The sequence below is a fragment of the Cyanobacterium sp. genome (assembly GCF_054166785.1).
On record NZ_JBSZCP010000045.1, the window covers coordinates 54,245 to 73,837 of the forward strand.

General features: G+C 35.9%; 18 protein-coding genes. 15 read left to right on the top strand and 3 right to left on the bottom strand.

Annotated features, from left to right (window positions below; genetic code table 11):
- Position 1 precedes the first annotated feature (1 nt).
- The 7 genes from ACXITR_RS09340 (at position 2) to ACXITR_RS09370 (ending at position 8,029) form a co-directional block, all read left to right on the top strand.
- Positions 2–1,126 carry an HNH endonuclease domain-containing protein gene (locus ACXITR_RS09340; RefSeq protein WP_457996958.1) on the top strand — a complete coding sequence of 375 codons (1,125 nt, stop codon included), beginning with the start codon at positions 2–4 and terminating at the stop codon, positions 1,124–1,126.
- Positions 1,127–1,272: 146 nt separating this feature from the next.
- Positions 1,273–2,073 (top strand): phosphoadenosine phosphosulfate reductase family protein, encoded by an 801-nt coding sequence (locus ACXITR_RS09345; protein WP_457996959.1) that lies wholly within the window; start codon positions 1,273–1,275, stop codon positions 2,071–2,073.
- A gap of 15 nt (positions 2,074–2,088) precedes the next feature.
- Positions 2,089–2,427, top strand: a complete 339-nt coding sequence (locus ACXITR_RS09350) for a nucleotidyltransferase family protein (protein WP_457996960.1) — start codon at positions 2,089–2,091, stop codon at positions 2,425–2,427.
- Positions 2,414–2,761, top strand: a complete 348-nt coding sequence (locus ACXITR_RS09355; protein ID WP_457996961.1) for a HepT-like ribonuclease domain-containing protein — start codon at positions 2,414–2,416, stop codon at positions 2,759–2,761. Before ACXITR_RS09350 ends, ACXITR_RS09355 begins: the two co-directional genes overlap by 14 nt.
- A gap of 161 nt (positions 2,762–2,922) precedes the next feature.
- The gene (locus tag ACXITR_RS09360) at positions 2,923–5,283 is read left to right on the top strand and encodes a DNA sulfur modification protein DndB (RefSeq protein ID WP_457996962.1); all 2,361 of its coding nucleotides are present in this window, start codon (positions 2,923–2,925) and stop codon (positions 5,281–5,283) included.
- Between the two features lie 68 nt (positions 5,284–5,351).
- Positions 5,352–6,806, top strand: coding sequence for a BREX system Lon protease-like protein BrxL (gene brxL, locus ACXITR_RS09365; RefSeq protein WP_457996963.1), 1,455 nt, complete (start codon positions 5,352–5,354; stop codon positions 6,804–6,806).
- 83 nt (positions 6,807–6,889) lie between these two features.
- Positions 6,890–8,029 carry a cysteine desulfurase family protein gene (locus ACXITR_RS09370; protein ID WP_457996964.1) on the top strand — a complete coding sequence of 380 codons (1,140 nt, stop codon included), beginning with the start codon at positions 6,890–6,892 and terminating at the stop codon, positions 8,027–8,029.
- A 36-nt stretch (positions 8,030–8,065) separates the two neighbouring features.
- Here ACXITR_RS09370 and speA read toward each other — a convergent pair whose 3' ends face one another.
- Positions 8,066–9,988, bottom strand: a complete 1,923-nt coding sequence (gene speA, locus ACXITR_RS09375; protein WP_457996965.1) for a biosynthetic arginine decarboxylase — start codon at positions 9,986–9,988, stop codon at positions 8,066–8,068.
- Positions 9,989–10,013: 25 nt separating this feature from the next.
- Positions 10,014–10,955: a spermine/spermidine synthase domain-containing protein gene (locus ACXITR_RS09380; protein ID WP_457996966.1), complete on the bottom strand. Its 942-nt coding sequence runs from the start codon at positions 10,953–10,955 to the stop codon at positions 10,014–10,016.
- Between the two features lie 231 nt (positions 10,956–11,186).
- Here ACXITR_RS09380 and ACXITR_RS09385 point away from each other — a divergent pair, with 231 nt between their 5' ends.
- The 3 genes from ACXITR_RS09385 to ACXITR_RS09395 all read left to right on the top strand — a co-directional run bounded on the left by ACXITR_RS09385 (position 11,187) and on the right by ACXITR_RS09395 (position 14,367).
- A complete protein-coding gene (locus ACXITR_RS09385) occupies positions 11,187–11,699 on the top strand; it encodes a hypothetical protein (RefSeq protein ID WP_457996967.1) in 513 nt (170 codons plus the stop codon).
- Positions 11,700–11,831: 132 nt separating this feature from the next.
- Entirely contained in the window at positions 11,832–12,617 is a 786-nt protein-coding gene (gene hpsJ-A, locus ACXITR_RS09390; protein WP_457996968.1) for an HpsJ-like protein, cyanoexosortase A-associated, read from the top strand.
- A gap of 142 nt (positions 12,618–12,759) precedes the next feature.
- Positions 12,760–14,367, top strand: a complete 1,608-nt coding sequence (locus ACXITR_RS09395; protein WP_457996969.1) for an archaeosortase/exosortase family protein — start codon at positions 12,760–12,762, stop codon at positions 14,365–14,367.
- A 199-nt stretch (positions 14,368–14,566) separates the two neighbouring features.
- On the opposite strand, the gene ftsY is transcribed toward ACXITR_RS09395, so the two are convergent.
- Complete coding sequence (ftsY, locus tag ACXITR_RS09400; RefSeq protein ID WP_457996970.1) at positions 14,567–15,982, bottom strand: signal recognition particle-docking protein FtsY; 1,416 nt, start codon at positions 15,980–15,982, stop codon at positions 14,567–14,569.
- A gap of 61 nt (positions 15,983–16,043) precedes the next feature.
- On the opposite strand from ftsY, the gene mutT reads away from it, so the two are divergent.
- The 5 genes from mutT (at position 16,044) to frr (ending at position 19,561) form a co-directional block, all read left to right on the top strand.
- Positions 16,044–16,451, top strand: coding sequence for an 8-oxo-dGTP diphosphatase MutT (gene mutT / locus ACXITR_RS09405; protein WP_457996971.1), 408 nt, complete (start codon positions 16,044–16,046; stop codon positions 16,449–16,451).
- A gap of 80 nt (positions 16,452–16,531) precedes the next feature.
- The gene (locus tag ACXITR_RS09410) at positions 16,532–16,729 is read left to right on the top strand and encodes a hypothetical protein (protein WP_457996972.1); all 198 of its coding nucleotides are present in this window, start codon (positions 16,532–16,534) and stop codon (positions 16,727–16,729) included.
- Positions 16,730–16,868: 139 nt separating this feature from the next.
- Positions 16,869–18,143 carry a M16 family metallopeptidase gene (locus tag ACXITR_RS09415; protein WP_457996973.1) on the top strand — a complete coding sequence of 425 codons (1,275 nt, stop codon included), beginning with the start codon at positions 16,869–16,871 and terminating at the stop codon, positions 18,141–18,143.
- Positions 18,144–18,300: 157 nt separating this feature from the next.
- Positions 18,301–19,023, top strand: a complete 723-nt coding sequence (pyrH, locus tag ACXITR_RS09420) for a UMP kinase (protein ID WP_457996974.1) — start codon at positions 18,301–18,303, stop codon at positions 19,021–19,023.
- Entirely contained in the window at positions 19,010–19,561 is a 552-nt protein-coding gene (frr, locus tag ACXITR_RS09425; protein ID WP_457996975.1) for a ribosome recycling factor, read from the top strand. Before pyrH ends, frr begins: the two co-directional genes overlap by 14 nt.
- Positions 19,562–19,593 lie beyond the last annotated feature (32 nt).

Here is a 19,593-nt window from a genome sequence, read left to right on the forward strand (position 1 = left end):
TATGTTTGCGGATAATAAATCTTTACCTCCTTCTTATTCTCTGAATATTTCAGTTTTCAGTCAATTATTTAACTCCACGACTAACTCCTATAAGTATCTTTTTTTTAGTGCTTTACTAGATATTTTGGAAAGAAATTTATTTGATTATCAACCAATCCACTTTCGGGAATTAGTCATTGAAATGTTGGCAAATGCTTGGTATCCCCATGTATTTTTTAAGTTATCTTTTGGTAAACAGGATCAAATTTCTCTTAAGTTAGATAGGCTTAATATACAATCCGAGAAAGAAGCCATTACAAGAAAAGATGTATTAATTTCTATCATCAATGGGTATGATGTGGATGATGTTATTAATAGTTTAATGCGTTATGTTCCTTTTCGTTTAATTAGACCTTTTTTCGCTGAAGAATTACGAGGAATAAAAGATGGTGAGGTGAATGGTAGTATTATTATGTTATCGAAAAATTGTTTTAAGAAAAAAAAGCCCTTATATTGCTTTAATTTTGATAATTATAAATTAGTCGATAGTATTATTGTTCATCCTGAATGGATTAATTATATCAAGGAAAACTTTATAATTCTTAAGGGTTGGGTTGCTTGGGAGTGGTTAAATTATATGCAAAAAAATAATCCTAACAGTCCTAATTTAGCAAGAAAGTTATTTCCTTTAGTACAAAGAAAATCTCTTATTCAACAGGCAAAATATTGGAAATTAATTATGGAAAAACAGCCTTTAAAATGTATTTATTCCGATAATATTTTGGATAAGCATAGTATTTCTGTAGATCATTATTTACCATGGTCATTTGTTGCCCATGATCAATTATGGAATTTAATTCCTAGTATTCATCATGTTAATTCAGCTAAATCTAATAATATCCCTGCTTCTGATTATTTGGATAAGTTTATTAGTTTGCAACATCAAGGTTTAATTATTTCTCATCAAATTTTACCTCAAAAAAAGTGGTTGAATTATATTGACTGTTATCTAAGTGATTTAAGAATAAATGAGCCGAATGATTTATTAAAATTAGAGATTTTGATGAAGGCTTATCAAAAAACTTTTAAGCCTTTGATTTCTTTGGCAGAAATACAGGGTTTTTCTACTAATTGGCATTATGGTTAAAAAAAATTTACAAACTACTGGGGATTACCGAGGGGATTAGTTTTGAGTTCAATTATCTTTGATTTGATAAAAATTCCCCCAACCGCCCTGAGTTGAATCTTGCTATTCTATGGTTAGAGATACAATTTACTGTTGAAATATAGTTGATGACAGGGAAGAAAACTAGGCACGTTTTAGGGCTTTCGGGGGGTAAGGATAGCACGGCGTTAGCTATTCTTTTGCATAAGGAAATCCCTAATATGGAGTATTTTTTTTGTGATACTCATAAGGAGTTACAGGAAACTTACGATTACCTCGATCGCATTCAGGCTCGTTTAGGTATTAAAATAAATTATCTTAGCGAAAAAAGAGGTTTTGATCATTGGTTGGCGATTCATGATGGTTTATTACCTTCTCCTCAGATGCGCTGGTGTACGGTGAAAATGAAGATTAAGCCTTTTGAGGAGTTTGTGGGGGATGATGAGGCTATCAGCTACATCGGCATTCGTGCGGATGAAAATAGGGAAGGTTATATCTCTACAAAACCGAATATTAAGCCCGTTTTTCCTTTCAAAGAAAGGGGTTTGGTAAAGGCTGATATTATCCGTTTACTCGAAGAAAGCGGTATCGGTTTACCTGAATATTATAAATGGCGTAGTCGCTCTGGTTGTTTCTTTTGTTTCTTTCAACGCAAGTATGAATGGGTGATGTTGGCGGAAAATCATCCTGATTTGTTTGCGAAGGCGGTGGAATATGAATCAAATCATCGGGATGGTAGGACATATACTTGGACTCAAGGAGAGACGTTATTAGAGCTTTTAGAGCGTAAAGATGACATCATAGCACAACATCAAAGGGCGATCGTCCGTAAACAAGAAAAAGCTCCGAATCGCTCTCTAGCCGAGGCTTTGGAATCGGTATTAGATGAGGAGGATTCAACCTTGCCCTGCTTAGTGTGTAATTTGTAATTTTAACTAATCATTATGTTATTACTATCTGATGCTCAAATTGAACAACGTTTAAACATTTCCCCTAATCAACTTTTCGATATTTGTCAACAATATAATATCAAAGAAATGGCTTTATTTGGTTCTGTTTTAAGGGATGATTTTCATAAAAAAAGTGACCTTGATTTTTTAATTTCTTTTATCCCTAATGCACCTCAAGGTTTACTAACTATTTCTAAACTGAAATCTCAATTAGAATTCTTACTTAATTATCCTGTTGATATTACCATTAAAGACTCTATTAAAAATAGTGATAATTGGATTCGACGTAATGAAATTTTAAACACGGCACGGACTATTTATGAACAGAGATAACGCTTCTTTACTTGACATCTATAATGCTATTCATCGTATTGTATTATTTTCAAAAGATTTGACAAAATCAGATTTAAAAACTAATGAAGAAAAACAATCAGCGATTCTTTATCAAGTAATTATTATTGGTGAAGCCGTTAAACGTTTATCAACAGATTTTCGTAGCAATAATTCTACGGTTCCATGGAAAGAAATTGCAGGAATGAGAGATATTTTAGCTCATCAATACGACAGAATTAATATTGATACTTTATGGGATGTGGTTAATCGTGATATTCCAGAATTAAAAACAATGATTAGTCCTTTATTATCTGACTTAATGGATACAACTTAAACAAATTTTATAATTTACTGAACTATCTATTTTGAAAGAATGTTAATAGATAAATTGAAAAATTAATTAACTTTTAGTTATTTTATCAAATCTCAATCACAAAGTAACATTGTAGAATTTCATCTTTACTAACTAAATAAAATAGAAGAAAATAATCAATCATGAATTTAAACTTTGGTGTCCAAAAACAACCTATTTATGGTACTTACGGAGAGTTCACCATAGAATCAGAAAATAAACATATTACCGCCCAATATTTACTCACAAAAATGAAGCCAGGAGTAGAAAATAGTTGGGAAAACAGTTTAGCAGATCAAATGGTGCCTTGGCGAGAAATTTTCAAAATTGAAGAATTAACGTTTGACGAATTATTACAAAGAGACTTAGATGATTCAAGGGTAGCCAATGACTTAATTCCCTACCTACTCGGTGAAAGTGGCTCCAATGCTCGTTTTTTCCCGCCTATCTTAGCTGTTTTAGCACCCAAAAGAATCGATAAATCAGGTATATTACCCTACTATCCTCCTCTCACCCATCAAACCGATACATCCATGAATTTTGGTAATTTATTTGAATTTGAAAAGCATACTTTAGATGGACAATTAACCCCTTTAGGAGTATTAAAATATAACCAAAAACAAAGTGCTTTAATAATTGTTGATGGGCAACATCGAGCTATGGCAATTTTAGCCCTTCATCGCACCATAAATCAAAAATGGGGAGATAATAAATACGCCTCTTACTACAATCATTTGCAAGTCAATCAACAGCAAATAAAAAACTTAGAATTGCCTGTTTGTATTGTTTTTTTTCCTGATTTGTATGAAGGTAATAGGGCTTTACAAACCCAAGGGATTGACTTAAAAAGTGTCTGTCGAGAAATCTTTGTGGTAGTGAATAAAAATGCTAAACGCATTAGTCCATCAAGGGAGTTATTATTAGACGATGAAGATTTAGCCGCCCGTATGATGCGTAACACCCTATCCCAGTTAAAAGATAGGGGAGAAGAAAATTCTTCCTTGGCTCGTATTTATTCCTTTGCTTTTGGTGATAGTCTTTCCGATGCCGATACTCGTAAAAGTGAAGTGGTGACGGGGCAATTGGAATATTGTACTGCAGTGGCATTACATAAAATTCATTGTGCCATTAGTTTTGGCATGAAAGATGCTTTTAATCTTGATGAGTCAACGAAAGATATTACCCATAGTCGTCGCACAAAAAACAAGGAGCGTTGCGAGGATTTATTAAAGGGTACGGAATTAGAGCAAAAATGGAATTATTATGATCGTTTTTCGGGAAAATATCATCCATTACAACAGGTACAATTAGCGGTTAATTTATTGGGGAATTTAACAGATGTAGTTTTGTTATCTTTGTTTGATAAATTTATTCCTTTTGCGGTTTATAACCAAGCCATGAGGGAAGTTTATCAACAACTACAAACTCCTTTATTACGCACCGAAGAAATTCACATTAAATCTTTTAATTTATTGTTTGAAGGGAGTGCAGTTCAAGCAATTTTTGAAGATCATATTCATCGCCTCAAGGATAAACTTAATAAGTATCAGGAAGAGGGGAAAAATATTAGTGATTATCTTCATAATCAGTTAAAGGATGCAAAAAATACCTTAAAAGCCGTTGAAAGTTGGGAAAATAAAATAAAGTTAAATACTGCTTGTAAATTGTTTAGTATAGAGTGCGATCGCTTTTTAGAGAATAATAGCGAAAATGAAAAAAAGGAATTATTAGCCAAAGCAAAATCCATTTTAGATGCCGTTTCTACTCAGGCTTTTCAATTAGGTTATCCCATGACTATTCATTCTATTGTGGAGTTAATGATTGAAAATAATCAATATACATCCTATGAAGAAAGACTGAGAATTACTAAGTTTATTTCTCAATTATATTTAAAGGCTTTAAACAAATATTTTTCATCATCATCCGATAGTTTACACCATACCCTAACTGGTTTAATCACAGAGTCAAGAATAAATGTATTTAACCCCAGTGAATTAGGTTTAAGAGGTTTGTTGCATCTTCATCTTAAAGAATTAAATGAGAGTCAATGGATATTTTTTCGTTATGCCATCTTAGAAATAGTTCATTGTAAATATAGCCATCAATCTCTACTAGAAGAATTAAATAGTTCAGAAAATCCAGATTTAACCAAAAAATATTTAAAAATATTACCGAGTATTATCGAATCTATTTTCAATCTAAGACAAGACTATATTAGAAAAGGAATTGATACTAATCTCAAATCAAAAGAATTTAATAACCAATTAGAATTACAAAAAGCACAACTAAAAGGGCAAGGTTTATTAGAGGAAGACATAGAAAAACAAATGGTCACAATTATTAAAACAAAAGAAATCGAAGTGGAAAAGTTAGCAAAAGAAAATATTAAAGCTAGTTTAGGAGAATTAACTGATAAAAGTAAAATGCTATCTAGGTTTAATTTAATTAAAGAAAATACTGGATATATTAGTGGATTTTCCACGGGAGTTGATAATTTTTTATAAACCCCATATCATAAATATCTACTCTTTACATTACATTCCTTTTATCTCACCTACCTATAAATAAAACAATGAATCAAATTAGTTCCTATGATAATGATTTAGTAAATCAAGTATTCGGCGAATACTCCATTGATAAAACAAGACTACCATCTAGCGGATTGAATAAGGTAGGAGTGCCTAGTTTTGTGGCTGAATGGATATTAGATAAAATTGTACCGGGTAGAGGGGATTTAAGTAATGCAGAACATGATAAGGTGAATAGTTTGGTTATGAAAGCCTTTCCTAGAAAAGATGATAAGGAAAGAATCAAGTATAGAGTTTATCAAGGGGAAGAATATCAGCTAATTGCCGAGTTAAAAGTAAGAATCCCCCTCGAAAAAGCTACGGATGAAATACAAAAACCCCTCGCAAGTATCCCTATTTTAAATCTTACAGAATGTGACATCGAGCCTGACATTCTTGAAAAAAATCCTTTATTACTAGGTAGAGGATTATGGGGAAAAATAACCCTTAGTTATATTGTTAATGAGCAGGGAAAACATAATATTAATATTTGTAGTTTTGATCCTTTTCAATCTTCTGAAGTAGATTTAAGATATTATGCCCAATGTCGTGATGAATTTAGCTTTGAAGAATGGCGGGATTTAATGTTTTGTTCTATGGGTTTAAATCCTGAAGATTCTGCCTATAATAATGAGGCAAAAATATGGGTTTTGAGTAGATTATTACCCTTAGTAGAATCTAATTATCATGTCATGGAATTGGCACCCAAAGGCACGGGAAAAAGTTTCTTTTATGAGAATGTTAATAGTAAGGTAATGGTGGTAAGTGGAGGGAAAATAACGGCACCACGTTTATTTTTTAATGGTAGAACTGGGGAAATAGGTTTATTGGGTACTTATGATGTTACTGTGCTAGATGAAGTTCAAAGTTTGACTTTTGATAATCCTGATGAAATGATTGGTCCTTTAAAAACTTATTTGGCTAATGGGCGTTATAATCGCGCGGGGTTTGCGGATATAAGTAGTGATTGCAGTTTGGTGTTGTTAGCTAACATTGAATTAGATGCTTATCAACGTCCGAAAAATGAAGATAATTTAATTAAAAATCTACCGAAGTTCTTTTCAGAAACGGCTTTGTTAGATCGTTTTGCTGGTATTATCCCTGGATGGAAAATTCCTAAATTTCAATCGAAAATGACGGCTCATCAGATAGGTTTAAAAACAGATTTTTTTGGAGATGTTTTATTGAGTTTGAGAAAGGATAATCGTTTTTATCATTATGCAAAGTCTCATACTAATTTTCTTTCTAAGGTGTCTATAAGAGATGAAAATGCAATTTTAAAAAGTGCTTCTGGTTTTTTGAAAATACTTTATCCTAGCCTTAATTTAACAACGGAGGAGTATTTATTTAATTGTTTAAAACCTGCCCGAGAGTTACGGCAAAATATTCATGGTTTACTGTACAATCTGGATGATGAATTTAAACAGTATGAGAGAGAGATTGTCGTCGATGTAATATAAACCTAGGCTTTATATGAAGGTTTTGAGCATTAACTACATATGATGATTTTTTTTTCAAAACTGTTAAATATGATAAATGGAAAATGTCTAATTCTATCTACCTAGATTATCATTCTACTACTCCAGTCGATCGCCGTTTACTCGATGTAATATATGACTCGATGATCGATAATTTTGGTAATCCTAGTAGTATAGATCATCTATGGGGCGATCGCCCTTTAACCGCCATAAAAAAAGCAAAACAACAAATAGCCGACTTAATCCAGTGCAAACCCCAAGAAATCATCTTCACCTCTGGGGCAACGGAAAGCATTAACACCGTCATCCAAGGATTAACACCCCCTCACCATTTCATTATCTCACCCCTGGAACATAAAGCCGTCATAGATACCTGCGAAGCCATGGGAAAACGAGGATTAGGAAAAATAACTTGGTTGAAAGTAGATGGTAAAGGCAGAATCGACTTAGAATATCTTGAAAAAATCTGTAGCCAAGGGGCATCCTTACTATGTATCATGGCAGCTAACAACGAAATCGGCAACATTTACCCCATCAAAAAAATTGCTAAAATTGCCCAAAAATATCATATTCCTTTTCTATGTGATGCGTCTCAGGCAGTGGGTAAAATTCCCCTCCACTTTGAGGATTGGGGTATCACTTTTTTAACCATCTCTGGACATAAATTATATGCCCCCAAGGGCATCGGCGCCCTAATTATCAAAAAAGGACATCATCTACAACCCCTAATTTATGGGGGAGGACATCAAAACGGGCTACGCTCAGGTACATTAAATGTATCAGGGATAGTAGCTTTAGGAGAGGCTTGTTATCTAAGACAATTAGAGATGGCCGAAGATGAAAGGGCGATCGCCCTTAAACGAAATCATCTACAATCATTATTACAAGCCAAAATCCCCTCACTAATCGTCAACGGTGATATAGATAACCGCCTCGCAGGAAACCTCCATATATCCATTCCTGATATTCCCAACAGTGCTATAATTGCCAGAATCAGAGATAAACTAGCCATCTCTACAGGTTCAGCTTGTACCTCAGAAACCCTTGCCCCTTCCCATGTGCTTAGGGCGATAAATCTCAAAGATGAATTAATAGAAGGTGCATTAAGAATCGGCGTCGGCAAATTTACCACCGATGAAGACATAGAAAACAGTGCAACTATCCTCATCAATACAGTTAAGGAAATTACTTCATTTTTAGTATAAAAAAGGGAATTAAAATTAGTAAATATTCTGAGAAAACTATTGCAAATAAGTATAACCTCTCATATTATGATCATAATTTTTTAGTAATAATTGTGACTGTTCAAGGGTTAATTTATTTTCTGTTAAAGCCCACTCTGTCAGACGACGTAACCTTTCTTGGAGTTCATCAGACTTATATTCTACATACTCCAAAACATTAGCCACCGTATCTCCCTTAACAATATATTGCAGCTGATAATTATCATTTTCATTGGCGAGATGAACCACATTTATATCTCCAAAAAGGTTGTGTAAATTTCCCATAATTTCTTGATAAGAACCCACCAAAAACATCCCTAAATAATATGGTTTATATTGAGGATTTTCTGTATTATTATTACTATTTTCTAGTTTATGTAACTCTAAACTTTTTTTAACATCTAATAAATCAATAAACTTATCTATTTTGCCATCACTATCACAGGTTAAATCAGCTAAAATCGCTCTTTCCGTAGGTTTTTCATTAAGTCGGTGAATAGGCATCACAGGAAAAAGTTGATCAATGGCCCAAGCATCGGGGGCTGATTGAAACACAGAAAGATTGATATAGTAGGTGGAAATCATCAAATCAGTTAATTCTTCTAAGTCGTCACTAACATAGGTTTGACTTTTTATGATGTCGTAAATTTTATGATTACAAGCCCAGTATATTTGTTCTGCTCTAGCTCTTTGGGTAAGGGAGAGATAACCAAAATTGAATAGGCTGATGGCTTCTTCCTTGAATTGCACCGCATCATGGTACATTTCCTGATAGTTTTCTTCGTCTATGGATTCGTAAGTTTCCCACAGATTACGGATAAGTAGATGTTCTTTTTCTTGGACAACTTCAGGTAATTGGGAAGGAGGAGTATTACCGCTGACTACATTAAAGATTAACACGGAATGGTGAGAGGCGATCGCCCTGCCACTTTCACTCACAAGAATAGGAGGATGAATATTCGCTTCATCGCAACAGTCTTTTATCCCCGCTACGATGTCATTAGCATAGTTTTGCATATTGTAGTTTTTGGAGGCATAAAAATTGGTTTTTGAGCCATCATAATCCACCGCCAAACCACCTCCTACGTCTAAATACTTCATCCCTGCACCCATCTGGGTAAGCTGTACATAAATTTGTCCTGCTTCTCTGATAGCGTCTTTGATGACGGCAATGGAGGAAATTTGTGAGCCAATGTGGAAATGGAGTAATTTAAGACAGTCTAATAAGTTCTTTTGTTCGAGGGTTTTATAAACTGTTAAAATTTCAGGGATAGTGAGCCCAAATTTGGCTTTTTCCCCTGTGGAATTTCCCCAGTGTCCACTACCTTTAGTTTTTAGTTTTGCCCTAACTCCAATTTGAGGTTTTAGGTTTAATTTTTCGGCTAATTCAAGGGTAATAAAAAGCTCTTTTATTTGTTCAACCACAATAATTAAATTATGTCCTAATTGTTGAGCTAAAAGGGCAGTTTCTAAGTACTCTTTATCTTTATAACCATTACAAATTAACAAAGTTTCCCCTGTTTTATCAATATCAAGGGTAGCTAGGGCAATCATCAATTCAGGTTTTGAACCTACTTCTAAACCAAAATGATAGGGTTTACCATAATCTACTAGGGCTTCTACCAATTGCTTATGTTGATTACATTTTACAGGATATACTCCCCTATATATATTAGGATAATTGTAACGGGCGATCGCCTCATCCATACATTGATGTAAACGTTCTAATCTGTCGGCTAAAATATCAGAAAAACGGATTAATAAAGGTAGATTAACATCTCTTTTTTTTAGATTCTCTACTAACTCAAATAAATCTAGTTTTTTCTCATCTCCCCTAGGGGATACGGTGACATTACCAGCCCCATTGATACCAAAATAAGGATGTCCCCATCCTTCAATATGATATAACTCCGAACTATGGGCGATCGACCAATTTTCCATTATTATTAATAATCCATTATCAATTCTAACCGTTAATACCTTGACCAAAGAATTTAGGAGGTTGTTTCATGGTGTAAACCTCAGTTTCATTCTTGATAGCTTGACGGATATAACCGGGGGTTTGTAACATTCCTAAAAGGCTAATACCATCGAAAGAGCGAAAATCATTGGTGGTTTTTTGTTCGAGAAGACGATCAATTTTTTCTGGATTGGGCATAGTATCAAAACTTTGCTCAGAAGCAATGGCAAAACCCCACGCAGAGCCATAGGTACAAGTAGGGGTAAAATAGGAGTGTACATTGGTAAACACAGCCTTGAGGGTATTTACTAATCTTCCGTGAATATGTAAATTAGCAGGGGCAACGGGGCCAGCTTGAATTACCACAATACCATTATCCCGTAAACATCCTTTTAATTGAGCAAAATATTCTTGGGTAAATAGTTGAAAAGAAGGACCTTCCTCGATAGGATCAGAGAGATCAGAAATAATTACATCCCATTGAGCCTCACTATTATCCAATACATTAAAAGCATCCCCAATAACTAATTCTAAACGAGGATCATCAAAAGAACCCTGGTGCATCTCTGGTAAATGCTCCTTACAGGCTTCCACCACATCCCCATCAATGTCCACCATCATGGCTTTTTTAACAGCTGTCCAACGAAATACCTCCCGAGTGGTAGCACCTTCTCCACCCCCAAGGATAAGTACGTTTTCAGGGTTGGGGTGGGCTATCATGGCAGGGTGTACTAACGCTTCATGGTATAAAAATTCATCCCCAGTGCAAGATTGCCATTTACCATCCAATACCAATGCTTTACCATAAACACCGCTTTCCACAATGGACATATCCTGATAGGGGGTTTTTTTGTGGGCTAAGATGTTGGTGATGCCATGAACATATATGTCGTAAGGGGTGATATATTCACTAATCCAAATGTCTGCGTTTACCTGAGAGCCTGCCATAATTTGATTATTATTCTGTTACTGTTGTTACCGTTTGCATCGAAATCGACTAATCTTCTATAGTAACCTAAAAAAAAAATTAAGGCTATTTTATAGAGATCTGAAGCTAAATCAAAAATTGACACAACGCTTATATATTATATTTTTCGCTCCTAAAATTTAAGTGTAGGATTTCAGTTCAACTATGCTATTGTTAACGTAAAAGATAATCACAATCCCAATGAAAAATATATGCTGAAAATTAAAAATAGAATCATTCCCCTGGGGCTAATTGCCACCACTGGGGTTTTAGCTAGTGGTTTTATGAATGCCGCTCAGGCTTTCGTCCAATACAATCTATCAGGTACTTTCACTGATGGTAATACATTATCAGGGTTTTTTAACTTTAATGGAAATAACGTTGGTACATACAATATATCTAGGCTAGACGGGGGCAACTCAGTGACAACATATAATAATATCACTGACACCTTCACATCTGGAAACGGAACAAATTTTACCTTCCAGCAAGGAACTTCGCCAACAACAACCTTGTCTTTTAGCTTTTCGCCTACTCTAATTACTGGACAATCTGCTGATATTGGGAATACTTTTGCCCTCTCAGGGTTCGAAGGACTTGGACTAGGAACAAACTTCACTGGAACTGCCACGGCAGTTCCTTTTGAGGCGGAATCTTTACCCGTTTTGGGAGCAAGCGTTCTTTTCGGTTTAGGTCTGTGGGGAAAAAACAAACTTAAAAAATAGTAAGACAGTTTGCTTGATATTATTTATTTGCCCGTGCAAAAAGTAACGGGCAAGAATTCTAGTATTTTGTTACTATAAAGCATTGAATTAGTTATTTCTAACGGTTTTTTTACTCAGATTATTTAACTCAATATGAATCGAAAAAAAATATTTCGGACATTTAGTAAAATTCCTCGCAACTTTGTAAGACTGTTCCAAAAATATCCTGCCACAGAAAGAGTAATAGATAAAACTTTAACCAAGAATATGACGGGTTTATTACCTATTCTGGGTTATATTATGTTTGTAGGAGGGATTGTTAATTATGCCCATATACTATACCCTATCAAACTACAAAATCCTGTCTGGGAACTACAAACCTTGAGCGCATTAGTGGAAAATAGTTGGGGTTTTTTAATCAGTTTAGGTTTTATCATCACTCGCTATTTTAAAGATAATCAGACGGGTTCTCGTTATCTTGATTTTTTTCTGATCAAATTGATTCGTTGGTTAATTTTTACAATGGTTGTTTTATTTTTATTATCAACCCCACTAATTTTTAATAACACAAATCGCATAACGACCATAACACAAAATCAAATTAATAGGGAAGCAGAAACAAGGTTAGGTGAAATTTCACAATTAGAATCCAATTTACAACAAACATCGGACGAAAATCAACTAAGATTAATTGCTCAATCCATAGGTTTACCCATGAACACCGTAGCAACCATTCCTACATCTGAACTAACAACGCAAATTCAAGAACAGTTAACCATTGTTAAATCAGATATTGAAAATAACGCCCAAACAACAAAAAGTGAAGAAACCCTGAGAATCAGAAAAAATAGCGTAAAGACCTTTATTACAGGACTATTGATTAGTTTAGCTTTTATAATTATCTGGTGGAATATAGGTAAAGTAACTTTTTATTTATAAAACAACTATGTTGTGCTATCAAATTTTCATTGTCAAGTAGGGTTTCATGAAATTAAGTTTTAGCCATTGATGTTATATAAAACAGTAGATACCTACCTGAACCAAAGAACTTTTTTAAGTAAACCCTGCCCATAGTATAACGATGTCAAAATTTTTATCTGTACTTCCATTTTTATCAATAAAATATTCTCACAAAATAAATCAAGACTTTTTGTCTCTATCTTTTCTTTCTTTTTTAATTACAATACAGTTACTTCTTTACTGGCGTTATATCAGTAATTTTAACTCTTTTCTCATAGATTTTCTTTTTTTTGTTGCTCTTTATTATCAAATTTATAGTAAACAGATTGAAATAAATGCTAAATCTAATTTAGCGGAGAAAATAATTGGTTTAAGCATAATTTTATTGTTGTATTTTCGAGCAAAACACATTTTTCTGATGGAGGCATCAGTTTTTTGGTATTTTATTTCTATCCTAGTTTTTCTTGGCTATATTTTGACTGTTGCTGGTGTACGAGGATTAAATCAGTTCCGTTTTCAATTTTTTAGTATTGTTATTGTTGTTTTCTTTGAAAAGTTTTTCTCTCTTCTTGAAAGTAGATCAGATATTTTATCCATAACTGTTATTTCTGCGAAGTTTACTTCTTTTGTTCTATGGTATTTGGGCTTTGATTCTCAAACCGAAGGAAGTTTAGTTTATGTTAATGATGGCTTAATTGATATTTATCTTGGATGTACTGCCATCCCACTATTTACTGTATTATTAAGACTCATACTGATAATTAGTTTATTATTTCCTTTATCTGTAAGAAAAATATTATTATCAGTTGGTGTAGCAGGAATAATTAGTTTTATATTATCAATTATTCGACTAATAATAATGGCTTTAGTCGTAAATGATCCCATCCCCTTTGAATATTGGCATGGTTATGAAGGGGGAAATATTTTCACTAGCATTGGGGTTGGTATTTTTTTTGCGATCATTTTAATACAGCTTCCCAATGACTCCCTCAGTCAGATTCAATTTCCCTTTAGAAAAAATGCTTCACACCATAGCAGGGTTTTTTTTATTTCTGCCAATGTAGTTTTAATTTTTATCTTGTTTAGTTTTGTCTTTAATCCCCTTGCTGGGGCAAATCCCATTGCTCAATATAGTTTTCCTGAAAAAATAGAATTTCCTGACTGGAATTTACAAAAAAGTATTGTCACATCTACAAATCCTGTATTTAGAGATAATGATCCTATTGTATCCATAGAACAACTTCGTTCTGAGCAAAGAGGATGGAATATAATCTTATCAGAAAGGAGTTATGTTTATGGAAAAAGAGAAAGTATCTTAACTGTAAATTTACGTTATGTAGTGAATACTTTTGCTTCTCTTGAAGGTTATTACAACAAGAATTTTCATGATTTACCTATTATGCAAGATTCGGATCCTGTTTTAATTAATAACAATGACTATTTACAGTTTACCTATGACAATAATAAGTTTTTAACTACTTGTGTTAATGTTGAGGGAAAGTCTAGTATTACGAGTAATCAATTTGTTTCATATTATCAAGACCTTTATTTAAATTTCCCTAAATTGTGGCAATGGTTGAAGGGTGAAAGATTAATCCAAGATCGTCGTTGTTTATGGATTGAAGTATCGATGGCTAAAGATAGCAATTTGCCCCGAGAAGATTTAAACAATTTATTATTTTCTCTAATGACATATTGGCAACATAATTTTCCTCCCTTCAGAACTTAAAGTCAGATGGATTTAAGGTTTCTACCGACGGTTAAAATTGTTTCGCCTTTTTCGCTTTTAGCATCTCCCTATATAAACAATCAGGACAATCACTTATAATTTTACCTTGATGATGGTTATTACATGATGATTGTCCAACTGAATCTGATACTGCAAATTATTAAAAGTTTATTTGTTAATACTTTTCAGCACCCCTTAACTATTGTGATAACAAGGCTTCCACAAATTCAAAACTAGAGAAGGGGCGTAAATCTTCCATGCCTTCCCCGGCACCAATAAAGCGAATGGGTAGGTTTAATTGTTGGGAAACGGCGATCGCCACGCCCCCTTTAGCAGTACCATCCAACTTAGTTAATACCACCCCCGTTAAATCGGCCGCCTCAGAGAAAACCTGAGCTTGTCGTAGTCCATTCTGCCCTAGGGTAGCATCCAAAACCACCAAAGATTCCACATGGGCATTGACGGCTTTTTTATCGATGATACGGCGAATTTTTGCTAATTCCTCCATTAAGTTCTTTTTATTTTGCAGTCTTCCAGCGGTATCTACTAATAATAAATCAGCATTACGGGCGATCGCCGCATTAATGCCATCAAACACCACCGCCGCAGGATCAGTATTTTTACCAGGATTAGCAATCACAGGGGTATCGGTGCGCTCTCCCCATACCTTCACCTGTTCCACCGCCGCCGCCCTAAAAGTATCCGCCGCCGCAATCACACAACTATAACCCGAAGTTTTGGCAAGGTGAGCTAGTTTGCCGATGGTGGTAGTTTTACCAGCCCCATTTACCCCCGTCAAAAGCCAAATATTTAACTTACCCTCTCGAGGTTCAAAGGTTTTATCTTCCCTATGCTCAAGGGGTTTATCCAACAGGGTTTGTACGATTTGCTTTAAATAGGCGATCGCCTCTTCGGGGGGTAAAGCCTCCTCCCGTAACTTTGCCTGTAGGGTAGTAATAATATAATCCGTTGCCTCCACACCCACATCCGCACTCAACAACAACGCCTCAATTTCCATCACCGCATCATCATTAAGCGGGCCCTGCCCTACCACGGACTTTAATTGATTAATGAGGTTTCGTCGGGTTTTTCCTAACCCCTGCCTTAATTTTTTGAGCCACTCAAACTCCTCCGCACTTACATCCTCCGCGCTTCTACCCTGAGAAGCCAACACCTGCGCCGACCACATAAAATCCTCATCCAACTCCTCCTCCGTGGTGTCCATAGCCGTTTCCTTGAGGGTTTCGAGGCGATCAGACTTTTGCATCCAAGCAGGAACATTTTCCCCCATCTCAGGGGCTTTTTCTTCTTCTTTTTCCTCCTCCTCAGCCTCCGCCACTACCTCTTCTTGCTCAACGGTTTGCGCCTCCTCAGACTCCGCCACCACTTCCTCATCAGCTTCCGTTTCCACCGACTCAGTGTCAACCCCTGCCTTTTGTTTTTGGATATTCGCAAAAGCCGTTTTCGCCCACTCCAAATATTGCTCATCGGGGGCAGACGTTTTTTCCTCCTCCTCCCTCTCAACTACTTCCTCTTGAATTTCAGGGGTAGGGGTAACATCTTGCTTTACCTGCTCTTGACTATTATCTTTATTGCGACGAAACCAATTAAACATATAGAATATAAGTGCTATTTTAAACTTATCTTTTACTTTATCTTAATATTTGTAACTCCCCATGTCTAATTTACCCTACCTCAGAATCGGTACAGCCGTAATTGTTAATGACGAAGGGTTGATTCTCATTGACAAAAGAAGAAACAAAGGCACCATGGCAAATAAATGGGAATTTCCGGGGGGGAAACTTGAAGAGGGAGAAAATGCCCAAGAATGTATCGTCAGAGAAATAAAAGAGGAGTTAGGGGTTGATATTGAAGTAGGAAAACATTTAATCAACATTAAACATGATTATCCTCACCTTTCCCTTACTTTAATGGTATATTATGCCCGTATCATCGCAGGAGAACCTCAAACCCTTGAATGTGCCGAGATTAGGTGGATAAAACCAGAGGAATTGACTAACTTTGATTTTCCCGATGCTAATTATCAAATTATTGAAAAAATTTTAAAATCTCAACCAAGTTAAGTATCTTAAACGAACCTTGACTGACCCAGTAAAAAATGATAGGGTTGACTAATCATAGCCATATTATTCAGCAGGAAACAATGAACTTAAACGCCAATATTCCCCATCCTTCTCCCAAAGAAGATGTAAGTGATTATGTTGCCCATTTACAGCTACACATGAGCCTCCAATCTCGAAATCTTCTTCCCAGCATGAACAAGACTAAGGATAGTAATCATAATTTTGTCTATGAAAGTCAAGCAACCATTGAGAAGTTTACTTCCCGTGAGTTGGGTTAATTTGGCTTTAAATTGATTTTTGATCAAAAAAGTAGAAACCGTCTCCATCAGGGGCGGTTTTTTTGTGGTTATTTAGCCTTTTGCCTTTTAGTACAATGGACTAGAATGGGAAAGTAAGTATAAATGTAAAATACCACTAATGAGCCTAACCGCAGTTAAACCAACTCTCCATAAAACACCCACCATCACTACACTATCCAATGGGTTAACTATTATCGCCGAACAAATGCCCGTAGAGGCGGTTAATTTTAATGTCTGGTTTAATGTTGGTTCAGCGGTGGAAAGTAATAATATCAACGGTATGGCTCACTTTTTAGAACACATGATCTTTAAAGGAAGTCAGAAACTCCTTTGCGGAGAATTTGAAAGGGTTGTAGAAGCAAGGGGGGCGGTGACAAATGCGGCTACGAGTCATGAATATACCCATTTTTATGTCACTTCTTCTCCCCAAGATTTTGCCCATTTAGCCCCTTTACAATTAGATTTGGTCTTAAATTGTAGTTTGCCTGAGTCTGAGTTTACCAGAGAAAAGTTGGTGGTTTTAGAGGAAATTCGTCGGGCAAATGATAATCCTCGCCGTTTAGTTTTTGAGAAGGCTATGAAGATTTGTTTTCCTAATTTACCCTACTCTCGACCTATTTTGGGTACGGAAGAAATTATTGAGCCTTTGACAAGACAGGAAATGTATGATTTTCATCGCTGTTGGTATCAACCGACTTCCATGACGGTGAATGCGGTGGGTAATTTACCTGTTGAAGATTTAACGGCCATTGTCGCCGATGCCATGGCAGATTTTTCACTGGCAGGAGAAAAAGGTTTTAAGCCTGAGATGATGGCAGAGTTACCTTTTACGGAGGTTGTGAGGGAAGATTATCGGGATTCTGCGTTGCAACAGTCGAGGATGATTATGATGTGGCGTGTGCCGGGGTTAATGAGTTTCCATGATACCCTCGCTTTGGATGTTTTGGCGATGATTTTGGGGCAGGGTAAGTTATCCCGTTTATTCCGCAATCTACGGGAGGATAAAAGGTTGGTGAAGGGCATTGGGGCTAGTAATATGAATCATCAGGTGCAGGGGGTTTTTTATATTGCTAGTCAGTTGGATAAGGATAATTTGGATAGGGTGGAGACGGAGATTCTTGGTCATGTTAAGGATATTCAGGATAATGGGGTGTCTGAGGTTGAACTAAAAAGGGTTTGTAATCTTGTGGCGAATCAGTTTATTTTTCAGAGTGAGAAACCGGGCGATCGCGCCAATCTTTATGGTTATTATTATTCTCAGTTAGGTAGTTTAGATTTAGCTTTTAGTTATACGGATAATTTACGCTCTCTGACGGTGGATGATATTCAACAAGCAGCCCTGAAATATCTCAGTGTGGATGCCTATGGCATTGTTAGAGCGATGAATGAGTAATAGGAGACAAGGTGATAGGGTGATTACTCTTTATTATCAATTATCCATTATCAATTATCAATTATCCATTATCCATTGCTTGATTGCTCTAAAGGCACAAAAACTGCTATCTTAACGAAAGAAAATAATCAAACAGAAAAAAAGGCACGACTAGAAAATGATTTACCAACGAGTTTTACTGAAGTTAAGCGGTGAAGCATTAATGGGTAATTTGGGTTATGGTATAGATCCCAAGGTAGTTGCCGATATTGCTGAAGACATTGCACAGGTTGTCCGAGAAAAAGTGGAAGTGGCCATTGTCGTTGGTGGAGGTAATATTTTTAGGGGTGTAAAGGCATCGGCGGCGGGGATGGATAGGGCAACCGCTGATTATGTTGGTATGATTGCCACCGTGATGAATGCCATGACATTACAAGATGCTTTAGAAAGAATGGATATTCCTACTAGAGTTCAAACTGCGATCGCCATGCAGGAAGTAGCCGAACCCTATATTCGCAGACGTGCCATCCGTCACCTAGAAGTAGGCAGAGTCGTTATATTTGGGGCAGGTTCAGGAAATCCCTTTTTTACCACCGATACCACAGCGGCGCTACGGGCGGCAGAAATTGACGCTCAAGTAATTTTTAAAGCCACTAAAGTAGATGGTGTCTATGATAGCGACCCTGTTACTAATCCTAATGCTCGTCTTTATAAAAGTTTAAACTATACCCATGTTTTGACCGAAGATTTGAGAGTTATGGACGGAACGGCGATCGCCCTTTGCAAAGAAAACAATATCCCCATTGTGGTATTCAACCTTGCCGAACGTGGTAATATCATTCGAGCAATAAAAGGTGAACCCATAGGTACAATTATAGGAGGTTCTTATGACGTTAATTGATGATCTAAAAGCTAACATGCAAAAAAGTGTCGAGAGGACACAACAAGACTTTAATACCATCCGCACAGGTAGGGCAAACGCCAGTTTACTCGATAAAATCATGATCGATTACTATGGCGCCGATACTTCCCTAAAAACTTTGGCAGGTATTAGCACCCCCGATGCCACCACCATTTTAATTCAACCCTTTGACCGTGGTAGTATGAGTCAAATCGAAAAAGCCATTTCCCTTTCCGACATTGGATTAACCCCCAACAACGATGGGCAAGTAATTCGTCTCAACATCCCCCCCCTGACTGCCGAACGTCGCCAAGAATTTGTTAAACTTGCTGGGAAGTATGCTGAAGATGGTAAAGTTTCTGTGCGTAACCACCGCCGAGATGCCATCGATAAGGTAAGAAAACAAGAAAAAAATAGTGATATTTCTGAAGATGAATCCCGTGATTTACAGGATGAAATTCAAAAAGTGACTGATATGTTTACTACTAAAATTGATGAGCTTTTAGCTGTTAAGGAAAAAGAATTAACCAGCATCTAAATTTATAATGATCCTTTCGGGCAAGGGGTTTA